General features: G+C 58.5%; 25 protein-coding genes. 14 read left to right on the forward strand and 11 right to left on the reverse strand.

Annotated features, from left to right (window positions below; translation table 11 throughout):
* Positions 1 to 31: 31 nt before the first annotated feature.
* On the reverse strand, positions 32 to 1,255 hold the full coding sequence (gene repA / locus IB263_RS29680; protein ID WP_192439377.1) for a plasmid partitioning protein RepA: 1,224 nt from the start codon (positions 1,253 to 1,255) through the stop codon (positions 32 to 34).
* Between the two features lie 531 nt (positions 1,256 to 1,786).
* Here repA and IB263_RS29685 point away from each other — a divergent pair.
* Positions 1,787 to 3,022, forward strand: coding sequence for an aminotransferase class I/II-fold pyridoxal phosphate-dependent enzyme (locus IB263_RS29685; protein WP_049810940.1), 1,236 nt, complete (start codon positions 1,787 to 1,789; stop codon positions 3,020 to 3,022).
* Between the two features lie 69 nt (positions 3,023 to 3,091).
* Complete coding sequence (locus tag IB263_RS29690) at positions 3,092 to 3,610, forward strand: GNAT family N-acetyltransferase (RefSeq protein WP_162251856.1); 519 nt, start codon at positions 3,092 to 3,094, stop codon at positions 3,608 to 3,610.
* On the opposite strand, the gene IB263_RS29695 is transcribed toward IB263_RS29690, so the two are convergent.
* From IB263_RS29695 to IB263_RS29715, 5 genes are all read right to left on the reverse strand, one after another.
* Complete coding sequence (locus IB263_RS29695) at positions 3,552 to 5,090, reverse strand: M81 family metallopeptidase (protein WP_192439378.1); 1,539 nt, start codon at positions 5,088 to 5,090, stop codon at positions 3,552 to 3,554. The two genes, IB263_RS29690 and IB263_RS29695, sit on opposite strands and share 59 nt — an antisense overlap.
* Positions 5,091 to 5,098: 8 nt before the next feature.
* The gene (locus IB263_RS29700) at positions 5,099 to 6,172 is read right to left on the reverse strand and encodes an ABC transporter substrate-binding protein (protein WP_029742490.1); all 1,074 of its coding nucleotides are present in this window, start codon (positions 6,170 to 6,172) and stop codon (positions 5,099 to 5,101) included.
* A gap of 39 nt (positions 6,173 to 6,211) precedes the next feature.
* Positions 6,212 to 6,928: an ABC transporter permease gene (locus IB263_RS29705; protein WP_244546829.1), complete on the reverse strand. Its 717-nt coding sequence runs from the start codon at positions 6,926 to 6,928 to the stop codon at positions 6,212 to 6,214.
* 124 nt (positions 6,929 to 7,052) lie between these two features.
* Complete coding sequence (locus IB263_RS29710; protein ID WP_113189243.1) at positions 7,053 to 7,946, reverse strand: ABC transporter permease; 894 nt, start codon at positions 7,944 to 7,946, stop codon at positions 7,053 to 7,055.
* On the reverse strand, positions 7,947 to 9,044 hold the full coding sequence (locus tag IB263_RS29715; RefSeq protein ID WP_113189252.1) for an ABC transporter ATP-binding protein: 1,098 nt from the start codon (positions 9,042 to 9,044) through the stop codon (positions 7,947 to 7,949). It abuts the gene before it with no gap.
* A gap of 185 nt (positions 9,045 to 9,229) precedes the next feature.
* Between IB263_RS29715 and IB263_RS29720 the strand changes: the two genes are divergently transcribed.
* From IB263_RS29720 to IB263_RS29740, 5 genes are all read left to right on the forward strand, one after another.
* Positions 9,230 to 9,934 carry a GntR family transcriptional regulator gene (locus IB263_RS29720; RefSeq protein WP_090299585.1) on the forward strand — a complete coding sequence of 235 codons (705 nt, stop codon included), beginning with the start codon at positions 9,230 to 9,232 and terminating at the stop codon, positions 9,932 to 9,934.
* Between the two features lie 98 nt (positions 9,935 to 10,032).
* Positions 10,033 to 11,364: an aspartate aminotransferase family protein gene (locus IB263_RS29725; protein WP_192439379.1), complete on the forward strand. Its 1,332-nt coding sequence runs from the start codon at positions 10,033 to 10,035 to the stop codon at positions 11,362 to 11,364.
* Between the two features lie 15 nt (positions 11,365 to 11,379).
* Positions 11,380 to 13,095, forward strand: coding sequence for an acetolactate synthase catalytic subunit (locus IB263_RS29730; RefSeq protein ID WP_192439380.1), 1,716 nt, complete (start codon positions 11,380 to 11,382; stop codon positions 13,093 to 13,095).
* A complete protein-coding gene (locus tag IB263_RS29735; RefSeq protein ID WP_192439381.1) occupies positions 13,092 to 13,865 on the forward strand; it encodes an SDR family NAD(P)-dependent oxidoreductase in 774 nt (257 codons plus the stop codon). The genes IB263_RS29730 and IB263_RS29735 overlap by 4 nt, the downstream gene beginning before the upstream one ends.
* An 18-nt stretch (positions 13,866 to 13,883) precedes the next feature.
* Positions 13,884 to 14,543, forward strand: a complete 660-nt coding sequence (locus tag IB263_RS29740) for a response regulator transcription factor (RefSeq protein WP_192439382.1) — start codon at positions 13,884 to 13,886, stop codon at positions 14,541 to 14,543.
* A 4-nt stretch (positions 14,544 to 14,547) separates the two neighbouring features.
* Here IB263_RS29740 and IB263_RS29745 read toward each other — a convergent pair whose 3' ends face one another.
* The gene (locus IB263_RS29745) at positions 14,548 to 14,766 is read right to left on the reverse strand and encodes a hypothetical protein (protein WP_029742481.1); all 219 of its coding nucleotides are present in this window, start codon (positions 14,764 to 14,766) and stop codon (positions 14,548 to 14,550) included.
* Between the two features lie 322 nt (positions 14,767 to 15,088).
* Positions 15,089 to 15,358 (reverse strand): hypothetical protein, encoded by a 270-nt coding sequence (locus IB263_RS34315; RefSeq protein WP_060644946.1) that lies wholly within the window; start codon positions 15,356 to 15,358, stop codon positions 15,089 to 15,091.
* A gap of 60 nt (positions 15,359 to 15,418) precedes the next feature.
* Between IB263_RS34315 and IB263_RS34795 the strand changes: the two genes are divergently transcribed.
* Positions 15,419 to 15,748, forward strand: coding sequence for a winged helix-turn-helix domain-containing protein (locus IB263_RS34795; protein ID WP_371814277.1), 330 nt, complete (start codon positions 15,419 to 15,421; stop codon positions 15,746 to 15,748).
* A 109-nt stretch (positions 15,749 to 15,857) separates the two neighbouring features.
* Positions 15,858 to 16,556 (forward strand): LuxR family transcriptional regulator, encoded by a 699-nt coding sequence (locus IB263_RS29755; protein ID WP_089045403.1) that lies wholly within the window; start codon positions 15,858 to 15,860, stop codon positions 16,554 to 16,556.
* Between the two features lie 336 nt (positions 16,557 to 16,892).
* Here the strand turns inward: IB263_RS29755 and IB263_RS29760 are convergent, their stop codons facing one another.
* The 3 genes from IB263_RS29760 to IB263_RS29770 all read right to left on the reverse strand — a co-directional run bounded on the left by IB263_RS29760 (position 16,893) and on the right by IB263_RS29770 (position 19,829).
* Entirely contained in the window at positions 16,893 to 18,140 is a 1,248-nt protein-coding gene (locus tag IB263_RS29760; RefSeq protein WP_192439383.1) for a type II toxin-antitoxin system HipA family toxin, read from the reverse strand.
* Positions 18,133 to 18,468, reverse strand: coding sequence for a helix-turn-helix domain-containing protein (locus tag IB263_RS29765; protein WP_029742477.1), 336 nt, complete (start codon positions 18,466 to 18,468; stop codon positions 18,133 to 18,135). Before IB263_RS29765 ends, IB263_RS29760 begins: the two co-directional genes overlap by 8 nt.
* A gap of 434 nt (positions 18,469 to 18,902) precedes the next feature.
* On the reverse strand, positions 18,903 to 19,829 hold the full coding sequence (locus tag IB263_RS29770; RefSeq protein ID WP_029742476.1) for a nucleotidyltransferase and HEPN domain-containing protein: 927 nt from the start codon (positions 19,827 to 19,829) through the stop codon (positions 18,903 to 18,905).
* Positions 19,830 to 20,228: 399 nt separating this feature from the next.
* On the opposite strand from IB263_RS29770, the gene trbB reads away from it, so the two are divergent.
* Genes trbB through trbJ form a run of 5 tightly spaced genes read left to right on the forward strand, consistent with a single transcriptional unit; the run spans position 20,229 to position 25,089 of the window.
* The gene (gene trbB / locus IB263_RS29775) at positions 20,229 to 21,197 is read left to right on the forward strand and encodes a P-type conjugative transfer ATPase TrbB (RefSeq protein ID WP_089045406.1); all 969 of its coding nucleotides are present in this window, start codon (positions 20,229 to 20,231) and stop codon (positions 21,195 to 21,197) included.
* A complete protein-coding gene (locus tag IB263_RS29780; RefSeq protein WP_029742474.1) occupies positions 21,187 to 21,567 on the forward strand; it encodes a TrbC/VirB2 family protein in 381 nt (126 codons plus the stop codon). The genes trbB and IB263_RS29780 overlap by 11 nt, the downstream gene beginning before the upstream one ends.
* Complete coding sequence (locus IB263_RS29785; RefSeq protein WP_089045407.1) at positions 21,539 to 21,853, forward strand: conjugal transfer protein TrbD; 315 nt, start codon at positions 21,539 to 21,541, stop codon at positions 21,851 to 21,853. Before IB263_RS29780 ends, IB263_RS29785 begins: the two co-directional genes overlap by 29 nt.
* Before the next feature lie 10 nt (positions 21,854 to 21,863).
* Positions 21,864 to 24,314: a conjugal transfer protein TrbE gene (locus IB263_RS29790; RefSeq protein ID WP_089045408.1), complete on the forward strand. Its 2,451-nt coding sequence runs from the start codon at positions 21,864 to 21,866 to the stop codon at positions 24,312 to 24,314.
* Positions 24,286 to 25,089 carry a P-type conjugative transfer protein TrbJ gene (gene trbJ / locus IB263_RS29795; RefSeq protein ID WP_029742470.1) on the forward strand — a complete coding sequence of 268 codons (804 nt, stop codon included), beginning with the start codon at positions 24,286 to 24,288 and terminating at the stop codon, positions 25,087 to 25,089. Before IB263_RS29790 ends, trbJ begins: the two co-directional genes overlap by 29 nt.
* Positions 25,090 to 25,119 lie beyond the last annotated feature (30 nt).

A 25,119-nucleotide genomic window follows, 5' to 3' on the forward strand; every position in this document is an offset into this window, starting at 1 on the left:
CCTAACCGACTGAGTGTGAAGGTTGATGTGATCAGCGTGCAGCCTTACGTCCCCAGGACGCATGCACGAGTTCAGCGATTTCGGCATTGACCGCATTCAAGGATCCAATCGCTCGTTCGTAGGTCGAGCGCGTCATCTGGGCCTTGTCGACCTCATAAAGTGTCTGCTTTGTAATTCCAGCGTCAGAGATCGCTGTCGACTTCAGCATCTGGTTCTTCAAAACGAACTGGTGAAACAGCGTCTGCATGAACCCTACCATCTGCGCCTGTGGCCCGTCCGTTGGCTCGTAGCGCGTGATGACGTAGCGGTACCATTCGAGATTGACGGCGGCACCAGCTTCGCGGATCGGCTTCAAGATGCCGCCCAGCATTAGCAAGAACTGTCCCATCGACATGACATCAAGCATCTGGGGGTGGATAGTGACAAGTACGCTTGTCGCCGCGGTCAGGGCGGTGATCGTCAGGTAGCCGAGTTGAGGTGGGCAGTCGATGACAACCACGTCGTAGCGATCTTCGACCTCGACAAGCGCGCGCGAAATGCGCGTGAAGAAGGTCTTGCCATCGTTCGAGCGCTTGTTCGTCATCGCGAGGGGCGTATCGTACTCGAATTCCTGCAGCTCAAGGTTGGCGGGTACGATGTCGAGGCCGGGGAAGGTGGTCGGCAGGATGATATCGGTGATCGATCGCCGTTGCTCGTCGTAGCGGATCGCTTCGTAAAGGGAAGGCGTCATGTCGAGCTCGGGCTGGAAGCCGTGAAGCGAAGACAGCGAGGCCTGCGGGTCGAGGTCGACGGCGAGCACTCTGTGACCTGTCAGTGCCATGTACTGCGCCAGGTGAGCGGCAGTGGTAGTCTTGCCCGATCCACCCTTGAAGTTGACGACCGCAATGATCTGGAGCTTCTCGCCAGCGCGCCGGCGTGGCACGTACTTGCGCGCTTCGGAGCGACCATGCTGGTCGAGGTACTGGCGCAGTTCCTCCATCTGCTCGGCGCTGTAGGAACGGCGGCCCGACGAAGACGTCTGGGGGAGGGGGCCTTTGCTCTCAAGGTGGAGCTTCTTCAACGTGCTTTGGGACACCCCGAGGAAATCAGCGACCTCCGAGAGCGAGAATTGGCGCAGCAGTTTCTTGGCATTCGGCGGGTACTGCTGCATGCTCAACAGGTGCAGCTTCTTTGAAATCAAATCGCCCTGTTCGAGGATCAAATCCTCAAAGTGCATCGGCTGTGCGGGAGCCATGGACAGCGAATTAGCGTTCATTGCAAGGAAGCTCTCAAATAACGGTTTTTCAGGCAGGAACTCATCCTAACCGTTATTATGTGCGGTTCCTTTCGTCTGACAAGGAATATAGAGTTAACAAAGGGTTAACTCAGAGCGGATCGACAGCAGCACATGAAGTCAATAGAGCGCATTTTCCCACTGTTTTTCAATAGCTTACCTGCATACTCTCCGCATTAGGGGCGCCGCAAGTTTTGCACCGGAGAGTCTCTTATGCCCTTCCGGCTTTCGGGGCTCGACGTGTGCACAGGCACTATTTCGTCTCCGACGCACACCGCCCGACCGAATCGCCGCCCTTAGACGCCGCTATGTTCGATTCTGCGCTGACCGTTAACCGTCCAGCACTACCACTGAGAAGGGCCGTCAAACTTGTTCGTAAAATCATTGCACAATGCCACCCATGGCATACGAAAATTTGCAGAAACTTGTTCCGTTCTTTTGCCGCCGTTCGTTGAGTGAAAAGTGATCTATGCCACCTTTAGGGCGCAACAACCGCTCTTGATGGAGGCAAGGATGCTCACGGATTTCGTGGCCGGAACCGATCAGACTGTCCGAAGGAACACTGCCGCGCTTATTCAGTCGTCCGATGAGTGTTTCCGGGCGGCACAGGCGGCCGGCCTGATCGGGGTCTCCGCATACCCAAATCGGGGGCGGGGCGTTGAACTCCAATCAGCAAACGATGCAGGCCGTAACATCGTGGATTTTGTTCGATGCTCGTATCTCGGGCTGGACAACCACCCGCGGATAGTCGCCGGAGCAATCGAAGCGCTCGAACAATATGGAAACCTGCACTGGTCATGCGCGAGAACACGCCTCAATTTCAAGATCGCATTCGATCTTGAAGACGCTCTGTCAAAGCTATTTTCCGCTCGGGTTATCGTTTATACGACTGTCCTCGCTGCAAACATGGGCGCCTTGCCGCTTCTTGCCTCCGGCCATCTGACCAACGGAGAGAAACCCGTTGTCGTGTTCGACAAATTCGCGCACGCGACTCTGGCGTTTCATAAGGCGACGGTCGCTCTTGAGACAGAAGTCCTGACGATAGCGCACAACGACATCGAAGCACTCGAGCGCGTGTGTCGAACGGGCAAAAAGGTCGCCTATGTCTGCGATGGCGTCTATTCCATGGGCGGCGCAGCGCCAATCCGAAACCTCCAAGAGCTGCAGAGCCGATATGGCATGTTCCTCTACATCGATGACGCGCATGGCATTTCGATCTTTGGCGATAAAGGACAAGGCTTTGCCCGCTCCCAGCTTGAGGGCCCGCTTGGGGACAGCACAATTATCGCGGCTTCGCTCGGAAAGGGGTTCGGCGCATCCGGCGGTTTGCTGATGCTCGGAACGGAGCGGCAAGAGGAGCTTTTTCGCAGATACGCGATCGCTCACGCGTTCTCCGCCTCTCCCAACGTTGCCGCTCTTGGAGCAGCGATCGCCTCCGTAGCGATTCATGAGAGCCCCGAACTGGCGATCAGGCAACGGGACCTGGGTGAGAAACTCGCTTTGTTCGACCTCCTGACGCCAACCGAACATCGTGGCACCACGTTACCTATAAGGACTTTAACGATCGGCGACCACGTCGAAGCCATCGCGACTGCGCGCTCCCTGCTGGACATGGGATTTTACACCTCGGTGATCTTTTTCCCGACCGTAGCGCGAGGGAAGGCCGGGATCCGTGTGTGCCCAACCGCCGGCCATACCATAGATGAGGTCAACGGCCTCGCAAACGCTGTCGCCAAGTTAATGCGCTGAGCAACCGAGGGCTCTCAGATGTCGTATCGAGGGGCAAGAGAGGCGTGCCTGGAAACGTCGCGCCTTTACATGCGTCCCACCACGAACGCCGATGGTGACGGCCTCTATCATGTCCACCGGGATGTCGCCGTGTCGCTGCTTCTGGCCAATGTGGATCAAATGAGCAGGAGTTGCTCGGATCATCTGCTTCAAGGCTATGTTCAACACTGGCGATCCTTCGGCTGCGGGTTTTATCTCGTCTTTGATAGAAAAGAGGCAGCGAGCCCTCCAATTGGCAGATGTGGTCTTCGGATCACCCCCGACAAAGAAGCCGAGCTCGGCTACTGTTTCTTAGCCGCAGCCACCGGCCGTGGTGTGGCGACAGAGGCGGCGGCGGCCGTCGTTGACCGCGCGTTCCAGACAATGTCGATCAATCAGATCGTCGCCTTCGTTCGGCCGGAAAACCATCAGTCCATGCGCGTTCTCACAAAACTCGGGTTTCAAGACCTGGGCTTCGTAGAGCAGGGAAGAGCCCACAACCGGTTCATACTCAATCGATCCGTTCGGCATGGCTTGAACCAGCGATCGGCCCCCGTACCATGGTCGTGACCGGGGAGGAGGCCTGCGCGTGCTCTGGCCAAAAGCGGGCGCGTTTGTAGTTGAAGACACCCTTTTCATAGTAGCCGACGCCCGGGCTACGCACGAGCAGAGGTTCTCCGTAGTCAGCAAAATTGAGCTTGAAATGGTAGCCGGACTTCACAACGATAAAGTCCTTGCTGCTTAGCCCGACACCTTGGCTGGTAAAGACAGCCGGGTCATGGCTGAAGGCTGGATGAGTGGTCAGCAACACCGAAAGTCGCCCGTCAATTTCGAACACAGCCGTATCGCCCATCGTGCACGCCTGTCCCCCTTGAAACGGGCCGGCAAGAACGCAGTGTCCGTCGCCAAGATGTCTGACGACGGCCTTCACAGGATACGGTAGAAAACCCGGGGTCACGCGCCCGCCGATCAGAATTTCGAGTGACGCTCCTTGTCCGGCGGTGTGCGCTGCGATCACTGCTTGGGGATCGGTCAGTGACATAGCACCCCGCAGGCCGGGATACCTTTCCAGAGCGGCCTGCAGGATGGCTGTACTGTCGCCGGGCGCCCCTGCAAGAATGCGGTCACCCATGTCCGCGAAGATGTAGCGCTCGCCGTGGCTAGCGGCACACTTCGTCAGCGCCTCGTCGATGGACAAAAGGTCATCGATAAACTCGTCTCTCCGGATCCAGAACGCCTCAGCAAGATTCCTTGCTATGGTTATCGGGTCGGCTTTGCCATTTGTGGTAACCACAACTGCTTGTCCGATATCGTGATCATCCGAGTAACGAAACACGTTGAACAGCGATATGTCCCATATACCCGGATCAGAACTGACGTAATCGCGCGCCATCTCGTGCAGGTCATAAAGGGGGCCCGTCGCAGTCTCTCCAGCTCCAGGCAGGATCATTGGAACCTTTGCCATTGTCGTGACAGGTTTCAATCGACCATCCAGCATCGCCAGTATGCAGTCGGCAACCTTGTGGCCACATTCGACGACATCGGAATGAGGGTTCTCCTTGCAAGCGATGCAGATGTCGACCGCTTCGATCATATCCACAGTGACGTTGGCGTGGAGGTCGAGGCCGATGGCGATTGGTACGTCAGGACCGACGAGCGTTCTGAGTCCCGTAAGGAGCTCCCCTTCGGCATCGGGGCATCTGGTCGTCGCCATGGCCCCATGCAGTTCCAACGCGATGGCATCCGGCCGATGAGCCGCAACATCACCGAGCAATTGGTCCCGCAGTTCCACATAGAACTCATGCTCGACAAGTCCGCTCGGAGGGGCGGAGGCAGACAAACTTCCGACGATTTCGACATCGGCTTCGGTTAGCCGGCAAATGATACCGCCGATCGTCGAACCACTCTTCCGAGCTTTCTCGAGGAAATCCTTGCCTGCCATGATCTCGAAGGCGTCCCGCCCAGTGACCCGAGGATTAAAACCGTTCGACTCGTGCCAGATTCGAGCGACAAGGACGGTTTTTCTTGGTGAGTTGAAGTCAGTGCTCATCTTGATCCTTACCTGATCCACGCATTCCAGCGTTCGAGCAGCCGCGGGGCGTTCGCGTTGATCCACTCGGCATCGGGCACGATGATGTGCTCTTCAATGTCGACAGGCGAGGGCATGCTGGCCCGCACTTCAGCCGACATCATTTCGATCGCAAGGTTGCTAGGCGGTGTGCATGAAAGCAGCTCACAGGCTCGCGCCTGGGCCTTCGGATTGTTGAGCCAATAGGCCATGAGCTTGAGAGCGTTTTCTCGATTGGGAGCATCCTTGAGCAGGGCGACGCGGTCTCCGACAAGAAAGGCGGCCTTGTAGGACCAGCCGATCGGGTGGCCCTCGGCTTTCAGCGCCGTTGCTCTGGTCAACCAGATTTGACCGAGACTGTAGTCCTTGTTTCTGAAACCCTGCACGCTTTGGTCGCCCGTCTTCCACCACACCGATACGGACGGGCGGATTTCATCAAGCTTCGCAAACGCCCGATCAACGTCGAGAGGAAAGAGCTTGTCGCGCGGCACCCCATCGGCAAGCAGTGCCGCTGCCATCACGCGCCAGGGGTCATCAAAGTTGGGAAAGGCTCTGCCGCCGGGGAACCGCTTCGTGTCCCACATGTCCGCCCACGTCTCGGGAACCGGCGCGGACGCGTTGCTGCGGTCATAGACGAGCAGCGTTGCGGTGGACTGGAGCCGGATTCCGCCCGGTCTGCAGGCGTCCGCAACCAGGTCTTCACGCCCGTCGAGGTTTCTGCAGAAGTCACTGATATCCGCAGCAGTCTCGAGGTGTTGCGGGGACATCGCCTGTATTTCGCCCTGCATGAAGAGATCCCAGGACACGTTGCCGGTCTTGACCATCGCAGTGGCCTTGGCCCGCATTTCCGCATTGGTTGCCGCGACGGTTTTCACGGTGATGCCCGTTTCCTTTGTGAAAGGGTCGAACCACGCTTCGCGCAAGGCCTTGTCGTAGGCCCCGCCGGTTGAGGCAATGATGACCTCTTCGTTGGCGCTTGCATGGCCGCTCGCGCCCAACACAAGTGCGAAAGCTGCAACAATGAAGGTGCACGGCCGCTGTATGAGATACTTGGCTGCTGTCATTGGATTTTCCTCCCGGGAATAAAAATGTTGGCGTTTGTTTCAGCGTTTCTTTGCGAAGGTCTGGACGGATGCCATCAGCAAAAGCGAAACACCGACGAGCAGCGTTGATGCGGCTGCGATGACGGGCGTGAGATTGAAATCGATGTCCTCGAACATCTTGCGGCTGATCGTCTTGCCGCCCGTGTCGGAGATGAAGAACGCCACCGTTGCCTCGTCGAAAGAAGCAAGGAACGCGAAGACGGAAGAAGCGGCGATCGCCGGGGCAATATTCGGCAGAACGACGGAAAAGAAAGCACGCGGTCTGCTGGCGCCGCAGCTAAGTGCAGCAAGTTCGAGGACCGGATCGAGACGTTGAAGGGCCGCACTCACGGTGATGACCACATAAGGTATCGAAAGCACGGTGTGAGCGATCAGAAAGCCGAGAAAGTTGCCCGTCAACTGAAGCGGTGCAAACACGAGATAGAGCGCAACGCCGAGAACGATATGCGGAACGATCATCGGCCCGATCGAAAGCGCCTGAATAATCGGCTTCCCCGCAATCTGACCCCGCACGAGGGCGATAGAGGCCAGGGTCCCGACGACCGTTGCGGCAACTGTCGTTGAAAGGGCAATTCTCAGGCTGAAGAGCGTGGCAGAGAGCCACTCTGGATCGGCGAAGAACTCCCCATACCAGCGTAAACTCAGACCACGCGGCGGGAACTCGATGAACTCGCCGGCGCTCAACGACATCGGGATGACCACGATCGTGGGCAGCATCAGGAAAAGCAGGACGGCGGCAACAACGATCCGGGCGAGACCGCCCGTGACGGATCTCGACAGGCGTCCTGATCCTGCGAGGGTCATTTGAGTGAACTGCAATGGAGTTTGAGAAGTGGTTTGATCAGTTGACACCGTTGAACCCCTTGTTCAGCGAGATGGTTTTTCGAAAGGCCACGACAAGGATGAGGGTGATCACCAGAAGCACGGTCGACAGTGCTGCTGCGAACGACCAATCCAAGACAACGGTGGTCTGTTGGCCAATCAGGGTTGCGATCATCATCGAACCTGGCCCACCAACCAAGGTGGGCGTGATGTAGAAGCCGATCGCGAGAATGAAGGTCATGACGCAGCCGGCGAAGACACCTGGCGTGCTCAATGGCAAGGTGACTCGCAGGAACGCTACGAGCGGTCCGGCACCAAGGTTGAGAGCTGCATGCGACAGGTCTTTCGGGATGGAGCGCAAGGTGGAAAACAACGGCAGGATCATGAACGGCATGAGCACATGCGCCATCGCCACGATCACGGCGGTCTCCGTATAGATGAGCTTCAGCGGCTCGCTGACGAGACCTGCGTCGAGCAGAGCGGAATTGATGATCCCGTTGCGCTGGAGCAGGACGATCCACGCATAGGAGCGGATCAGAACGGATGTCCACAAGGGGATCAGCACACATGCAGCAACGAGCGCCGCGGATCTGCCTTTCAGACGCGACATGGCGAATGCAACCGGGTAGCCACCGATGAGGCATAAAACCATGACACAAAACGCCACCATAAAAGTCCGCAGCAGGACCAGCAGATACAAAGGTTCGTTGAGGATGCGCCGATAGCTTTCTATTCCAAATTCGGGCGTGAAGAGGCTGATCTTGACCAGTTGCAGAAGCGGGTAGACGAACCCGATTGCCAAAAGCAGGGCCAGCGGCATCAGCAACAGGATTGTCGCGCTCCGCGACAGGATCTTTGCCGATCCGCCGCGAGCAATCGAACCTCCAGGTATTTCCAGAGAAACTTGCTCCATCTAGCGAGCCTCCGCCAGAGGAAACGCCACGAGACGAGAGAGGTCGGGTATGACATCGACTTTGTCGCCGGTCGAAAAGCGCATCGTTGCACTTGTCTCGGCCTGGACGTGCAGCTGGCGGGCATCTCCGGCGGCGATATCGATCACATACATGTGGTGAGTTCCAACGAATACGCTCGCGGCCACCGTTCCGCCGATTGCATCCGGCCGGCCCTCTTTCTTCGCCATCAATCGGGCGCGTTCGGGACGGAACGCCAGTTGGACGGATTGAGCTTGTCTGGCCCCTGCCGTCCGACCTTTGACACGGAAGAGACCTCCTGGCGCGGTTCGGACTATCGTCTCGTCAGCCTCGACGCCGACAACATGGCCTGCAACGAAGTTCATCTTGCCTATGAAGTCAGCTACAAAACTGTCGCGCGGCCTCTCATAGAGATCTTGCGGCGATCCGACCTGAACAAGGTTGCCGCCGGCCATAACCGCAACCCGATCCGACATTGTCAGGGCTTCTTCCTGATCATGGGTCACATAAACCACGGTTACGCCCAGGTTCTGCTGCAATGCCTTGATCTCGAACTGCATGCTTTCCCGAAGCTTCTTGTCCAATGCTCCCAGCGGCTCGTCCATGAGAAGCACGGGTGGGCGGAACACCAATGCGCGCGCCACGGCCACGCGCTGTTGCTGCCCACCTGACAGTTCATGCGGATATCTCCCGGCAAAATCCGAAAGCTGAACCAAGTGGAGAGCGGCTGCCACATCCGCCTTGATGTCACCACTCGGCTGGCGCCGCATCTTCAGGGGAAAAGCAATGTTTTCAGCCACGGTCAGATGCGGGAACAGCGCATACTTCTGAAACACCATGCCGATCCCGCGCCGGTTCGGCACAACTCGTGTGATGTCCCTGACTCCGACTGAGATCGTTCCTTCGTCCGGGTACTCGAACCCCGCGATCATGGTAAGGAGGGTGGTCTTTCCCGAGCCGGAGGGGCCGAGGATGGACAAGAACTCCCCTGCGGCTATGTCGAGCGACAGTCGCTCCACCGCCAAGGCGCCCGCATAGCTCTTTCGAAGACCCCGTAAGGTAACTCTCTCTCCGATCAAATAAACCTCCCATTGATCAATCAATTACCGCAGGCTGCAAAGCTGCGAATAAACATGCAAGTCATGATTGCGTTACCCGTGCAGCGAATAGTGGTAGCTCTGCGAGGTCACATAAAGTTCGCGTAAACGACATATTTCATTTTTGTTGCAACATAATTGCGAACAAGTCAACCGGGAGACGTAGATTGAGCGACGCAGCGGATGGAATCGAAACCACAGATGGAAAGAATCCGACGCGACTACGCGATGTCGCATACGACGATCTGAAGGAACGCTTGATCCGAGGGGCATTTGCGCCGGGCACCAAATTGACCGTGCGGGGCGTCGCCGACGAACTCGGAGTGAGTTCGACACCTGCTCGTGAGGCCATCAACCGGCTGACACAGGAAGGCGCGCTTGTGTTTGCAGGCCCGAAGACGGTGATCGTTCCAAGCCTGACGCGAGAAGCACTCGACGAGGTGACCGCGATGCGATTGGCCCTGGAAGGCCTTGCGGCGTTCAAGGGGGCATCCAACGCCACACAAGAGACGATCACCCAGTTGCAGACACTGCAACAGACGATCAACGAGCGCCTCGACAAACGAGACTACGTTGGCGTCCTCGCCTCAAACCGCGAATTCCATTTCGCGCTCTACCAGCTCAGCGAAATGCCCAACCTCGTCGCAACCATTGAGACACTTTGGCTGCGCACAGGGGCGGCTTTCCATGATCTGTACCCGGAGTTCGCAGAAAACAGGTTTGGCGTGCACAACCACCTGGCAGCAATCGAGAGCCTTGTAATTGGCGATGCCGAGGGCGTGCGGGCGGCAATCGAGAGCGACATTCGGGACGGATACCGTCGCCTCCGCCGGGTCGATGCGGACAGAATTCGGCGACAGTCGACGACCTGAGAAAAGTTTTTTGTTGCGTGACTTCCCAGAGCGTCATTTTTGTTGCAACATAATTGCGACGAAAACATGAACCACTGCTCGTTGCAAAGGGAAGTTTGATGATGGACAGCATAGTGGCCGCTCGGGCTCAATCCAGAGCCCGGTCCAACGCCGCATTCAGGGAGGCGCGCCGGTACTTTCCGGATGGCACCTCAAGAGCCACGGTTGAGCGCGATGGTGGCCCGATCTACGTGACGCGGGGGGAGGGGGCCCACCTCGTCGATCTCGACGGCAGCAGATTTCTCGACCTCAACAACAACTTCACTACCCTGATACACGGCCACGCGTTCCCGCCGGTCGTCGAAGCAGTGTCTCGAACGGTAAGGGACGGAACCTGCTTCGCAAACCCAACCGAACATGAAATTGCACTCGCCGCCTTGCTCGTCGAGCGCATTCCGGCGATCGAAAATATTCGCTTCGTAAACAGCGGCACGGAAGCCGTCATGTTCGCAATCAAAACGGCGCGTGCCGTCACGGGCAAGACAAATGTGGTTCGCTTCGAGGGCGCCTATCACGGTGCCAGCGACTGGGCCGAAGTCGGGCAGTCAAACAGCCCGGCAAATTGGGGACCAGTCCAGCGACCGAGCAGCGTTCCAGGTTACCACGGCGCCCCGGCCAGCGTCGCAGACGACGTGACGGTCCTGCCATTCAACGACGTTGACGCCCTTGAACACGCGATCGGTTCCGTCGGCGGCCGAACCGCCTGCATTTTGATCGACGTCATGCCGAGCAGGGCCGGCTTGATCGAACCGGAGCCAGAGTTCATCCAGGCGATCATGGAACTGGCGCGCCGTCATTCCATTTTGATCGTGTCCGACGAAGTTCTCAACCTCAGGCAGGGATACCAAGGCGCATCCGAGCGGCACGGCCTTACCCCGGACCTCATCACCGCGGGCAAAATCATTGGCGGGGGGTTCCCCATCGGTGCGATCGGGGGCTCCAGCGAGGTGATGCGCGTTTTTAGCGCGGAGCATGGCCGGCCGGCGGTTCCGCAAGGCGGCACCTTCTCTGCAAATCCAGTCTCCATGGTCGCCGGCCTAGCAACTATGCAGGCCATGAATGAAGATGCATTCAGCCGTCTCGAGCATTTTGGCGATCAAGTCCGCCTCGGGCTTCGAACAGCCATCGCAAGAAGCGGCGCGCCATTCTGCGTGACCGGCACTGCGTCCTTGTTTCGGATCCACCCACGCTCAGAGCTTCCACGCACCTACCGCGAAGCCTTCATGTCGGCCGAGCAGGAGGAAACGATGCGCCGATTGACCCGCCATTGCATTTCCCACGGCATCTCCCTCCCGATAGGCGCTTCGGCATGCCTCTCCACCGCCATGACGGCGGCTGACATCGAACATGTCATCGAAGTCTTCGATGACTTTATTTCCCAGACCTACTAAACGACGAGAAGCACAATGACGATCAATACGAAAATGGTCACCGTCGCGGAACGCATGGCGCTTGCGCTTCAGCGTCATGGCGTCGAGCACATATTTGCACAAAGCCTTCCATCCGCGCTCATCCTGGCAGCCGAAGCAATTGGCATACGCCAGATCGCCTACCGGCAGGAGAACATGGGCGGTGCAATGGCAGATGGCTACGCGCGCGTTTCCGGCAAGGTTGCGGTGGTCGCCGCTCAAAACGGGCCGGCAGCAACGCTCCTGGTTCCACCCCTCGCCGAAGCCTTGAAAGCCAGCGTCCCGCTCATTGCACTTGTCCAGGACGTCGAACGCAGACAAACCGACAAGAACGCCTTCCAGGAACTGGACCATATCCAGTTGTTCCAACCTTGCGCAAAGTGGGTGCGCCGCGTCACTGAGGCGGACCGCATTGAAGACTACCTCGACCAGGCCTTCGTTGCATCCGCCTCCGGAAGACCAGGACCTGCAGTGCTTTTGCTGCCGGCGGACCTCCTTAGAGAACAAGGACCCGAGCGGCCGGCAACAAGGCGCAGCCACCTCGGACATTATCCGCTCGATCGCGGGCGCCCTTGCGATGACGTCATCGCGCTCGCAGCTAAGCTGATCGCCGAAGCGCAAGCACCGATTGCCATCGCGGGGGGAGGGGTCCACGCAAGCGATGCGTCGCAAGCACTTGCAACTCTCCAGGAAGCTGCTGGATTGCCGGTGCTTACGACGAACATGGGAAAAGGATCAGTCGACGAGCATCATCCACTCTCAGCCGGCGTTCTTGGCTCGCTCGTCGGACCGCGCTCGCTCGGCAGACACACTCTGCCGCTGGTCGAAGGCGCAGACCTGATCCTCTTGGTCGGCTCGCGTACCAATCAGAACGGGACCGACAGTTGGCGCCAGCTTCCTCCCAACGCGAAGATCATCCATATCGACGTCGATCCGCTGGAGATCGGACGCAATTACGAAGCACTCCGCTTGGTTGGCGACGTCAGGGCGACGCTTATGGCACTCACCAACGCATTGAAGGACCGAGACCTGTCCAGGCGCAGGGCGGCGCGGACCAGGATAGAAAAGCAGATCGCCCAATGCTGGGCCCGGTTTGAGGTCGATCGGCAAGATGTTGCGTCCTCGAACAAGATGCCTATCCGTCCAGAGCGCGTGCTTCGTGAGCTCCAGGCACGGTTGGATGAGAACGTGATCGTAGCTGCTGACGCCAGCTACTCCTCCATGTGGGTGGTCGGCCAGTTGCGCTGCGCAAGCGCTGGCGCTCGTTTCATAACACCGCGGGGCTTGGCGGGACTGGGATGGGGCGTGCCGTTGGCGATCGGTTCCAAGTGCGCCCAACCGGCCAAGAAGGTCGTCGCAATCGTCGGAGACGGCGGCTTTGCCCACAGCTGGGCCGAACTCGAAACGATCGTCAGAAGTGACCTCCCCATAGTCATCGTCGTGCTGAACAACGGCATTCTTGGCTTCCAGAAGGATGCCGAGATCGCAAAGTTCGGCAGACATACGACGGCGATCGACTTCAGCAACGTTGACCACAGCTTGATCGCGCGCGCTTGCGGTTGCGCATCCGAGCGGGTCGAAAAGCCAGAGGATCTTGCCGGCGCGCTTGGGCGTGCCTTGAGCACCGAGACCGCGACCTTGATTGAGGTGATAGCGGATCCCGGTGCGCATCCGGCTCTTTCACTCTTTGCGCAGATGGACGAATGCGCATGATTGCCGAACACGAAAAGGTGGCCGTCGTGACGGGCGGCACATCCGGCATCGGGCTCGCGACGGCACAGCGCCTGCTGAAGGATGGCTATCGTGTCGCTGTCTTCGGACAGCGACACGATCAGGCAGTGCTCGCCAAGCAGGCGCTTACAGCGTTCGCGAGCGACGAGTGGGTGATCAGCGGGGAGGCCGATCTTACGAACCCGCCGTCGATCAGAGTTTTTTTTGCTGAAGTGGAAAAGAGCTGGAGATCCCCGGATATTCTCGTTTGCTGCGCCGGGATTTCGCCGAAAGGCGAAAATGGCCCAACAGCGCTTCCGGATCTCACCCTCGATGAATGGAACCGCGTGTTCGCGGTGAACTTAACGGGCGCTATGCTCTGCTGCCAGGCGGTCGCAGAAAAGATGATCATTCAGGGCTTCGGCCGGATAGTGCTGGTCGGATCGATCGCGGCACGAACTCGCCCGAGGATCGCAGGATTGGGCTACGTCAGTTCCAAGGCCGGGTTGTCGGGATTGATGAAGGGCCTTGTCGGTTGCCTCAGTCCGAAGGGAGTAACGGTCAACCTCGTGGCACCAGGAAGGATCATCACCAACATGACGGGCCCCGCAGAGCTGCCGGTCAATGTGGAGGCGCGTCAGCGCATTCCACTCGGACGGCTCGGAACTCCGGACGACGTTGCTAGCGTAATCGCGTTCTTGGTCTCATCGGAGGCAGGCTTCGTCAACGGCGCTACGATTGACGTCAACGGCGGAGAATTCGTTCCCAATTAGGAGCTGTCAGGGTGGTACATGGCGCGCGTGCTTGTGATTACGGATGATCCGGATTTCTTCAGCCTGCTCGGGTATGTCCTCCAGGCTGAGGGCTTTCTGGTTTCTCGAGCAATTGGGCCGGGCGACATAGCGATCGATGAACACGTCGATCCCGCGGTCATCATCCTCGATACCAGCGAAAACACGCTAGAAACATGCCGATCGATAGTGTCGAGCAACAAACAGCCGGCTGCCACCATCGCTCTCATTCGATCCACCTCTTGCGAACTTGTCGCCCGATTGCTGCCAGCGGGAGTGACGATATGCGTGATCAGACCGTTCGGTCTCCCGCGCCTCCTCGATATTCTGCGACGGGCCGCCGGTTCCCTCGGCGAGCGACAACACCCACCATCTCGCCTCCGGCTTGATCGTCTCGAGCGAACGGTCACTTGGAAAGATCGGACGATCCGGCTCTCGCCAATTGAATTCGGTCTGTTTGCGGACCTGCATCGGCACTACGGTCGGGTAAGGCTGCGCACAGACCTGCTTGCCGCCGGCTGGTCTCAGCCCGGACTAACGGTCCGCTGCGTCGACGTCCATGTTTGCCGGCTGCGGCGGACGTTGGCGCCGTTCGGCGAGACCTTCATCGAAACGATCAGAAGCTCCGGGTACAAGTTGGTTGCGCCGCCAGACAATTAGACCATTACACGGTACGCGCGCCCAGCTGATGAAAGACTGCGGCCCAAAGGCGGCAATCCTCTTCGCGACCATCGAATTTGGCCTCCAAAGCGCTCCAGGCAGCGACCAGACGTGCATCGTCGCCAAAAACCTTGGTGACGGCGTTTCTGAGATGCCTTTCATTCTCGTTCGCTCGCAAAGCGGCTTGCGAAGTAATCATAGAAGCGGTCGTTTGCGTCGACATAACAGGCTCCACTGAGCCGGCGTGGATTGACTTGCGTTGCGCCGGCCTATTGGACCTGATCACAGGTAGTGCGAAATTCGCACTGAGCCCTTGGCGTATGCAAGACAGTCGAAATACAAATTAATGCCTTATGTTACCTCATTTTTCATTTAAGTATTAAAGCATATTGAATTTTATTCTGATAGAAGACTTGCATAATCGCCTATTCGTTACCGTATTGCAATCGAAAAGCGAGAATAATCCTTCCTATCGCAATCTTTTTGTGACATCAAAATGACGATGCCGAAAGGATGACTGGATGGTGCCTCGAATACTCATCAATTCAACCGATGCGGAACTTTACCTTTGGCTGGAATACATCCTTGCCACAGAGGGGTTTCAGGTGGAACTGAGTGACGGGATCGATCGCCAGATCGATAGCGAGGTCCTGGCTGTCGTAATTGACTGCCGCCTCACGGGCGACCCATCTGAACAGTGCTGCGCCTCTATGGACCAACTTGCAGCTCTGTCCGTTCCTCTTATCGCCCTTGTCGAGGGCGATGATCGCAAACTCCATCTCGATCTGATCAAGGCGGGCGCCGAACGGTTCCATCGACCAATCTCGCCACGGCGGCTGGTAGACTACTTGCTGCGCCTTTCGCCGACACAGACAATGAACCCGGAGCAAAGGTCTCCAGGGCCGAAATCGCTACGATTCGCTGAAATCCAGATCGATCTCGCGTCGCATCGTGTCATCTGCGCTGACGAGGAGATCTATCTTCCGCCTCTCGAGTTCAAACTTCTGGTTCTTCTGTTGAGCAAGCAGGGACAGGTCTGTTCACGTGACGAACTGATCGAGGCAGCATGGCCAGCGACTGTGTTCGTCGAACCACGAACCGTAGACGTCCACGTCGGGCGATTGCGGCGCACATTGCGCAGGTCTTTACGACGCGACCCAATCAGGACAGTGCGATCGATAGGATACGCGCTCAATCAGAACTGATTGCACCCACAAACCTTCACAAAACCATTGTGAATTCTTCACCCAGGCTTCGTTGCACCCTTTTTGCGAGCATTGCACGCTTGGCAGTCGCAACCGGAGATGATGCCAGATGAATTCGGCACTGGACCAACTGATTGACGCAAGCAATGTTGCAATGAATGAAGAAGACATTCGCGAGGCACTTTGCGCGTTCACGAAGCGATGCGCATTCGACTGGTTTGCCTATGTCGATATGACCTTCCCTTTCGGTGCAGCGTTCACGAACTTCCCCGAGGCGTGGCAGGACGAGTATTCCGCCTGCGGCTACTTGCAGATCGACCCCGTCATGGCCCAGGCCCAGCGCTTGATGCGCCCGTTCGCCTGGCTAAACGCACCCACGCCGGGTGCCGATCGCAACGTCAGACAATTCTGGGATGGCGCCCGCCGCCACGGTATCGGGGGAGGGGTATCCATCCCTATCCGTTGCCCCTTCGGCAACTTCGCGGCACTGACTTTCGCCGCAAGAGACTGGCCACATATCAAGTCACCGCTCGACGAATTCAAGGCGATCGCCGCGGTCGCCTTCGTCCATGCACGCATCGTTGCGTGCCGGCCCACCACGCTCAAGGCGCCCGATGTCAATCTTTCGGCGCGCGAAGTCGAATGCCTCGCCTGGGCATCGCTCGGGAAATCGATGGCAATGACAGCGGAACTGGTGGGCATGCGGCCAGGCACCGTGAAGTTCCACCTCGATCGGGCGCGAATGAAGCTTGGAGCGTACAACCTCACCAACGCCGTTTATCAGGCAACCCGTCAACGATTGATTTAGTGCCAGGTGAACGTTCGCAGTCGGCGACGCCGATCCTCCTCGAACGATACCGCCAACCTCGGAGCTAAGGGCGGTCCATGATGGGATGCGAGACCATAGCGAACTTGTGGCTCTTTTCGAGCAGCTCGAACTCGCCGCTCGATAACAGGACTGTCCCTATGACCTTGCAAGCGAGGTCTCTCCGTTGGCGGCGGCGGTATGGTCTCAGCTCGCCGCCGACGCGGGCAATCTAGCGCTCGTGCAGCGTGGCGAGGAGGTTGCCCCGAGAGGCGATGCGTCGCGCCCAGATAACCCTGTAACAGGAGGACGGATCGAAGCTGTGGTGGAAGGTCCTCGTCACAGGGCTAGCGCCCGCTGCAGATCGTCGTGCTCAAACGCGCTGGCCATGCGGTTGATCTCGGCCGACCGCGCACCGACCACCTTTGCGGTCTCCCGCCAAGTCGCGGTGGCGGTCGCCACTTCTTTGATGATAGTGCGAGCTTGGGCGAGCGTGAGGGCGAAGAACCCGGCGGCTTCTTCCAGCAGATCGAGCGAGCAGGTACCCTCATCGAGATCGATATTGGTCGTCAGCACCCGTGCCTTGACGTCGGTCGGCACCGGATTAAGGTCATAGGCAGGAGACAACGACCACCCGACCTTACCGAGCCAGAGAAAGCCGTGATTTCGCAGGTGATCGTCGACGTTGGAAATCAGCACATTGAAGGCCACGCGGCGATAAAGGGCGTGGGCATCGGTTCTTCCTTGCGCTCCGTGTTCAGCCAACGCGTCCACGATCTCTGGGTAGCTACCGCGCTCACCGTCCCTGGCGCCCATCATCGCCATTGCCGACAGGAAGGGAATTCGGACGGTACCATCGCGGTCGAAGCGACGGGACAACATGACCTTCTTACCGGCCACGTCTATGAGTTCGTGGAGGGGCGTCGCAATGCCGGCCTGATCAGCCAGTCGCAGAGCAATCTCCTCCCATGTCTCCATGCTATATTCGTCGGTCTCCTTGGGAAACTTGGCAATCGAGAGGTGGCCATGTTGATCGATGACGGAGGCCTTCGGCCGAGCCCCACCAAGCGACGAGCCAGGCGCAAAGATAAGTTGGAGGTCTTCGTCGGTTTCCTCATCGCGCAGGATGCGCTCGGTGATCTGCAGCAGGCGACCGAGCTCGATAAAGGCGGGGACACCGGCGCGGACCGGAGCCTGGAACGGCTCTTCGCCGGCCCAGCGAAAGCGTAGTGCACCCAACCGGGTCTCGTCGGCGACGCCAAGCAGATAGTCACTTTCAGCTAGCGTGCGCACGGCACGGCCGTCCCGCTCCGCAATCCGTCGTTCCGAGCGTTGCATGAGGCGGCGGCCCCAGGTGTCAGGTGCCGAATCGCCGATGGAGCCGAAGGTCGTGAAGCCGGCGGGCGGCGCGAAAGCTCCTCGAGTGAGGGCCAGAGCCGGCTCCAGCGAGAAGCGGTCGGGGTCCTCTAGCCAGGCGCGGTCATACTCGAACATGATAGTCTCAGCGCCACGGACGCGATTGCTCCGCGCCAGGCCGATCGGGCGCGTGCGGCCGTGAAGGTCGATGTGAACTTCGAAATCAGCCATCTCGCGATGATCCCGGCAATCGCCTCGGGTGAGCGTGCTTAGGTAGTTGGGCGCTGGCCAGCGACTGACCGACACTGTCGTTACTGATGTCGGCGATCTGGCTCAGCCCATCCAAGAGGCCAAGCGCGTGCAGGACGCCGGCATAAATGCCGATACTGACGTTGGTGTCGCCTGCCTCGATCTTCTGAAGTGTCGAGCGCGACGTGAAGGCACGTTCGGCCACCACAGCCATCGGCAGCCGCCGGCGCCGACGTGCGTCATGTATGTCTGCGCCCAGTTTGCGCAGCGCGCGCCGCACCGCGGCCGGAGGATTATGAGGTGTCGGCATTTGCTACCTTCGCACTACAATTTGGCCGAATATGTAGCACGAAGCTTACAATTTTTCCAGAGGCGGATAGTCAAACAAGAAGTCCAACGGGTTCAACTCCGGGAAACGGTACGATGTGAAGTCTGACGCGCCGGTCCGCCACTCTATATAGGCTCTCAGCGCTCCTGCGCTCGAATGAAGGCCGACAATGGTGATGTCACCAAACATGATCGTGCCAAGCGCCATCGACTTCGCCCCACGGGCTCATCGGATACTCACGCTCGGCTCTGGATAGACGCGCCGGATCGTTTTTGCTTCTTCGACTCCTTGAGACATGAGGCGAATACAGCAACGCGTATGGTTCTATCCGATCTTCTGCCGGACCGAATTTGCAACGGATACGTTTTGCCTGACGGTCTTGCCGGGAAACGGCTCACCCAACATATCCTCCCCACCTAGCCTTCGAGTTTCGTAGCCAGAGCTTCGAGCGCATTGAGATGGTCTTCGCAGACTTTCTTGACCAACGCGTGGAGGACTTGCGTGCGCTCGACAAGGAAAGCGAGCGCCTCGTCGGTTATCTGGTAGTGCTTCGAGTACCGCGCCTTCACATAGGCTTCGTTTATCGTGTTGAACCAGGCAACGTAGCGCTGCTGATCACATGGCCAGGCCTCCGCCAGCCTCAGGTCGAGTTCTTCCGCAAAGCCGCGCAGAGAACGCAGATTGTGTGTCGGCGGGCCGTAATTTTTCAACACGAGAAGCACGGTCGAATAGGCGTGCTCAATTGCTTGGTGCAGCTCAAAGGCCGCGTGGTTGGTGTGGCCTTCCTTCCAATAGAAATCAGCACCCTTCATGAAAATTACAGCGTGCGAAAGGCGGCTTTCATAGTGCCCGCGTGCCACCGTTAGCTGTTCCACCGCCGACATCGGCCGCGGCTCGGCCAATGGCTCGTTGTCGAGCTCATATAGTGCGATGCCTTGCCGACGGATATCGCTGAAGAACCCGTTACCCCGCTTGAGCTCCTCATTCACCTCCCGGCGTGAATGCACGATGAACGACACCTGCATGCCCTTCAGCATCTTATCGTTCAGCAAGCGATCAGCGGCGTTGTTCCAGTAGGTGACAAAATCCGTCAGCTTGCGATTGTTGACGATGACTAACAGGTCGTAGTCGGAACGATATCCTTTGCCGGTGTGCGCCTCATCCACCCAATCTCCCCGGGCATAGGAGCCAAACAGGATGACCTTGAGTATGCGCCCCTTCTTCTTGAACTCCGCAGCGCCCTCGGCCAGCGCATCGTCGAACTCCTCGCGCAGGATCTCCAATACCCGAGCGAGCTGGCGCCGCTTGGCTTCGGGAAGGTGATCCAGGCTGGATTTCATCATGGTCGGAGGGGGCTCTAGCTTCGCGGTTCAATAGGCAGTCGATCGAAACAATATTAAACACTCTCCGACTCGCCGCAACCCAAGCGTTAGATGCTGCTGCTGCCGAGGCTTTGCCCGACGGGCCAATCCTCCCGGCGAGGGGCGACTAACACTTCTGCGAGTAGATTGATCCGCGCGACGCTGCAAATCTCCCCGACGAAACGAACAGGAGATTTACTTGATGCCTGTCATCCCGATGACTCGTTGCGAAACCAGTCCGATTGCGTGCCGTGACACCCCCAGACCGGGAGCAACTACCGGGACGTGCAGCTTCGACACCGAACTTCCCGATGTTCCCTTTTCATTCGCTTCCGGTCGTCCGATCGTCTTGTTTCCTCTTCAGCAGAAAGCTGCATCGTGATGACATCCCTCAATCGCTCACTTCCTCGCCTCATCAGCAAACTTCAGAACGCTCTCGGCGATCATCTTTGCGTCGCTCTCGATGATCCAAGCGTAGTCGAAATCATGCTGAATCCCGACGGAAAACTGTTCATCGAACGCCTGGGGCACGGCATCACAACGGCCGGCGAGCTGTCTCGATCCGCGGCCGAAACCGTAATCGGCACCGTCGCTCATGTACTGAACTGCGAGGTGGACGACGAACGCCCGATCGTTACGGGCGAGCTTCCAATTGGCGGCCACCGCTTCGAGGGTCTTCTTCCGCCGGTTGTGTCGGGACCATCCTTCACGATCCGGCGCCGTGCCGCACGCCTCATCCCCCTGGACGAGTTTGTCGCCAGCAAAGTCATGACGACCACACAGGGCGAAGTCATTCGGAGTGCGGTGGCCGCCAAGCTGAATATCGTCATCTCCGGCGGCACGGGATCAGGCAAGACGACGCTTGCCAACGCGATCGTTGCCGAAATCGTCGCCCAGGCACCAGAGGATCGCCTGATCATTCTTGAAGACACGGCCGAAATCCAATGTGCAGCGGAAAATGCCGTTTGCCTCCACACGAGCGATGCCATTGACATGTCCCGTCTCCTCAAAAGCACGATGCGACTTCGGCCCGACCGCATCATTGTCGGTGAAGTCCGCGACGGAGCAGCCCTAACGCTGCTGAAGGCCTGGAACACCGGCCATCCAGGTGGTGTTGCGACGATACACTCGAACACGGCGCGCTCTGCACTTCGGCGTTTCGAGCAGCTTACGGCCGAGGTCAGCCAGCAACCGATGCAGGCGGTGATTGGGGACGCTGTCGATCTGATCATCTCGATCGAGCGGACACCGAAGGGACGTCGCGTCCTGGAAATCCTTCACGTCGAGCGATTTGCCGGCGGCCAGTACCAGATCGAGCCCTACGCCGAGGAAGCACGCAATGCAGCCTAACCGCAGATTTCTTCGATTCAGCATTGTTGCACTATCTGCAATCGCTGTTGCTGGCCCCGCGGTCGCGGGCTCGGGCGGAGGACTTCCATGGGAAGGGCCGCTTGAGCAGATTCAGGAGTCAATCACTGGTCCAGTCGCCGGCTATATCGCGCTCGCGGCAGTCGCCATCGCCGGCGGCATGCTGATCTTTGGTGGCGAGCTAAACGACTTCGCACGACGGCTGGTGTATGTGGTCCTGGTCGCCGGAGTCCTGCTCGGTGCCACACAGATCGTCGCCCTTTTCGGCGCCACCGGAGCCACCATCGCACTGTCGGAGTCGCAGGCAGAATCGGTGTGTTCGGATGGAAGTTGGGAGGCGGCGCGTGGCTGAAACCGGTCTTCAACGCAACCGTATACATCGGGCCCTCTCCCGACCAAACCTTCTGCTTGGTGCAGATCGCGAACTGGTGCTGATTACGGGCCTTGCCGCCGTCATCCTTATCTTCGTGGTGTTAACGGTCTATTCGGCGCTCTTCGGGATCGCTGTCTGGATCATGGTCGTTGGCGCGCTACGCATCATGGCCAAGTCGGATCCGCTGATGCGGAAGGTCTACCTCCGCCACATTTCCTATAGACCCTCTTACAGACCAACCGCCTCGCCGTGGCGCAAGTATTGAGGAGGCGAGCATGGTCGCGCTCAAGCAATTCAGGGCCAAAGGCCCTTCGTTTTCTGACCTCGTACCCTATGCCGGTATGGTGGATAACGGCGTCCTTCTCTTGAAAGACGGAAGCCTCATGTCCGCCTGGTACTTTGCCGGGCCAGACCTGGAAAGCGCGACAGATCAGGAGAGGAACGAGCTCTCTCGCCAGATCAACGCCGTCCTGTCGCGGCTGGGCAGCGGTTGGATGATCCAGGTCGAAGCAATCCGGATTCCAACCGTCGACTACCCGTCGCAAGAACGTTGCCATTTTCCGGACCCGGTTACGCGGGCAATCGATGCGGAACGCCGCATGCATTTCGCGCGCGACAACGGGCATTTCGAGAGCAAGCACGCCCTGGTGCTCACGTATAGGCCGCCGGAGTCCAGGAAAGCGGTGCTGAGCAAATATATCTACTCCGACGAAAAGAGCCGCAAGAAGTCCTACGCCGACACGGTTCTCATCGCGTTCAAGAACGCTGTTCGCGAGGTCGAGCAATACTTCGCAAACACCCTATCCCTGCACAGAATGCGAACCCGCGCCATCGCCGATCGAGGCGGCGCACGAACAGCCCACTATGACGAACTCCTTCAGTTCGCCCGGTTTTGCATTACCGGCGAAAACCATCCAATCCGCCTCCCAGACGTCCCCATGTATTTGGACTGGATCGCGACGGCCGAGCTTCAGCACGGGCTGACACCGATGGTTGAAAACCGCTTCCTCGGCGTCGTCGCGATTGATGGCTTTCCTGCTGAGAGCTGGCCGGGAATCCTGAACAGTCTTGACCTGATGCCGCTGGCCTATCGTTGGTCGTCGCGTTTCGTGTTCCTCGATGCGGAGGAAGCTCGACAGAAACTCGAGCGGACGAGGAAGAAATGGCAGCAGAAGGTGCGGCCGTTCTTCGATCAGCTCTTCCAGACGCAGAGCCGATCAGTCGATCAGGATGCTCTCACCATGGTGGCGGAGACTGAGGACGCCATCGCCCAGGCATCGTCGCAACTGGTCGCCTACGGTTACTACACGACTGTCGTCGTGTTGTTCGATGGCAACAAAGAAGCCTTACAAGAAAAGGCGGAGGCGGTCCGCCGGCTGGTTCAGGCCGAGGGTTTCGGCGCCAGGATCGAAACACTAAACGCGACGGACGCCTACCTCGGAAGCCTGCCGGGCAACTGGTACTGTAACATCCGTGAGCCTCTGATCAACACGAACAATCTCGCTGACCTCATCCCGTTGAACTCGGTCTGGTCGGGTGATCCGGTAGCCCCGAGCCCGTTTTATCCGCAGAACTCGCCGCCTCTCATGCAGGTCGCCAGCAGTTCGACACCCTTTCGGTTGAACCTGCATGTCGATGACGTCGGTCATACTTTGATTTTCGGCCCCACCGGCTCCGGCAAGTCGACCTTGCTGGCGCTGATCGCTGCGCAATTCCGACGCTATGAACATGCCCAGATCTTTGCCTTCGACAAAGGAAACTCACTTCTGCCGCTGACACTTGCCGCAGGCGGCGACCATTATGAGATCGGCAGCGACGAGAAGGGGAGGGCACTGGCGTTCTGCCCGCTTTCGGAGCTCTCCACCGACGAAGATCGCGCTTGGGCGACCGAGTGGATCGAGATGCTTGTGGCGCTTCAAGGCGTCACGATCACCCCGGACCTTCGCAACGCGATCGCCAGGCAAATCAGGCTCATGGCCAGTGCGCCCGGACGTTCGCTGTCTGACTTTGTCTCAGGCGTTCAGCTTCGTGAGATCAAGGATGCTCTGCATCATTACACGGTTGACGGTCCGATGGGCCACCTGCTCGACGCGGAGCATGACGGGCTCAGTTTAAGATCGCTCCAATGCTTCGAGATCGAACAGCTCATGAACATGGGAGAGCGCAACCTCGTTCCAGTGCTCACCTACCTGTTTCGAAGGATCGAAAAGCGTCTCGACGGATCCCCAAGCTTGATACTGCTCGACGAAGCTTGGCTGATGCTTGGCCACCCGGTTTTCCGCGACAAGATCCGTGAGTGGCTCAAGGTTTTGCGGAAGGCAAACTGCGCCGTTGTGCTCGCGACCCAGTCGATCTCGGATGCTGAGCGCTCTGGCATCATCGACGTGTTGAAAGAATCCTGCCTAACCAAGATCTGCCTTCCAAACGGTGCTGCGCGGGAACCCGGCACTCGAGCGTTCTACGAGCGGATTGGCTTCAACGAGCGGCAGATCGAGATTGTTTCGATGGCCACTCCAAAGCGCGAATACTACGTGGTTACGCCCGAGGGCCGCCGGCTTTTCGATATGGCGCTGGGTCCTTTTGCGCTCAGCTTCGTTGGCGCGTCCGGCAAGGAGGACCTCAAACGCATTCGCGCGCTCAGATCGGAACATGGCCGGGACTGGCCGACCCAATGGCTGAAAACGAGAGGAGTTCAGGATGCTGCGTCACTGCTCAATATCGAATAGGGTGGTTCCGGTATTAGCCGCCATTGCCATGGCATCCTTGTCCCCGCTGCCGGCACGCTCCGGCTCGGCAACGGGCGTTGCCACCGAATGGACGCAGCTTGCCAACAACGCTCAGCTCGTCGATCTCCTCAAGAGCAGTGGCCTGCAGGTCGACAACCAACTGACCCAGATCAGCCAGCTGGCGGAGCAAATCCAGAACCAGCTGAAGATTTACGACAACATGCTCCAGAACACGGCGCGATTACCTGATCATATCTGGGGCGAGGTCGAGCGCGACCTGAGCCAGTTGCGCGGCATCGTGGAGAATGGGCAAAGCATCGCCTTCTCGATGGGTAACGCGGACGACGTTCTTCAGCAGCGCTTCAAGAGCTACGCAGACTTGAAGAAGAACCTGCCTAGCGGTGAGAGTTTCTCGTCGACCTACCGGGCCTGGTCAGAGACAAACCGCGACACAATCGCCGGCACTCTGAGGGCAGCAAGCCTCACCGCCGACCAGTTCGATACGGAGGAGGGCACCATGGACGAGATCCGGTCGATGTCACAGTCCGCGGACGGACAGATGAAGGCGCTGCAAGTCGGTCATCAGATCGCTGCACAACAGGTAAGCCAGATGCAGAAACTGCGCGGTCTCGTCTCGCAGCAGATGACGATGATGGGCACGTGGCTTCAGTCGGAACAGACCGACAAGGATCTGGCACAGGCGCGACGGGAAAGGTTCTTCGACGCACCTGTGAAGGAGATTCCTGAAGGTCAAGAGATGGAGCCCCGCTGGTGAACCGCACAATTGCAATTGTGGGGCTAGTCG

This window comes from Ensifer sp. ENS03, assembly GCF_014852035.1.
GTDB lineage: Bacteria > Pseudomonadota > Alphaproteobacteria > Rhizobiales > Rhizobiaceae > Ensifer > Ensifer adhaerens.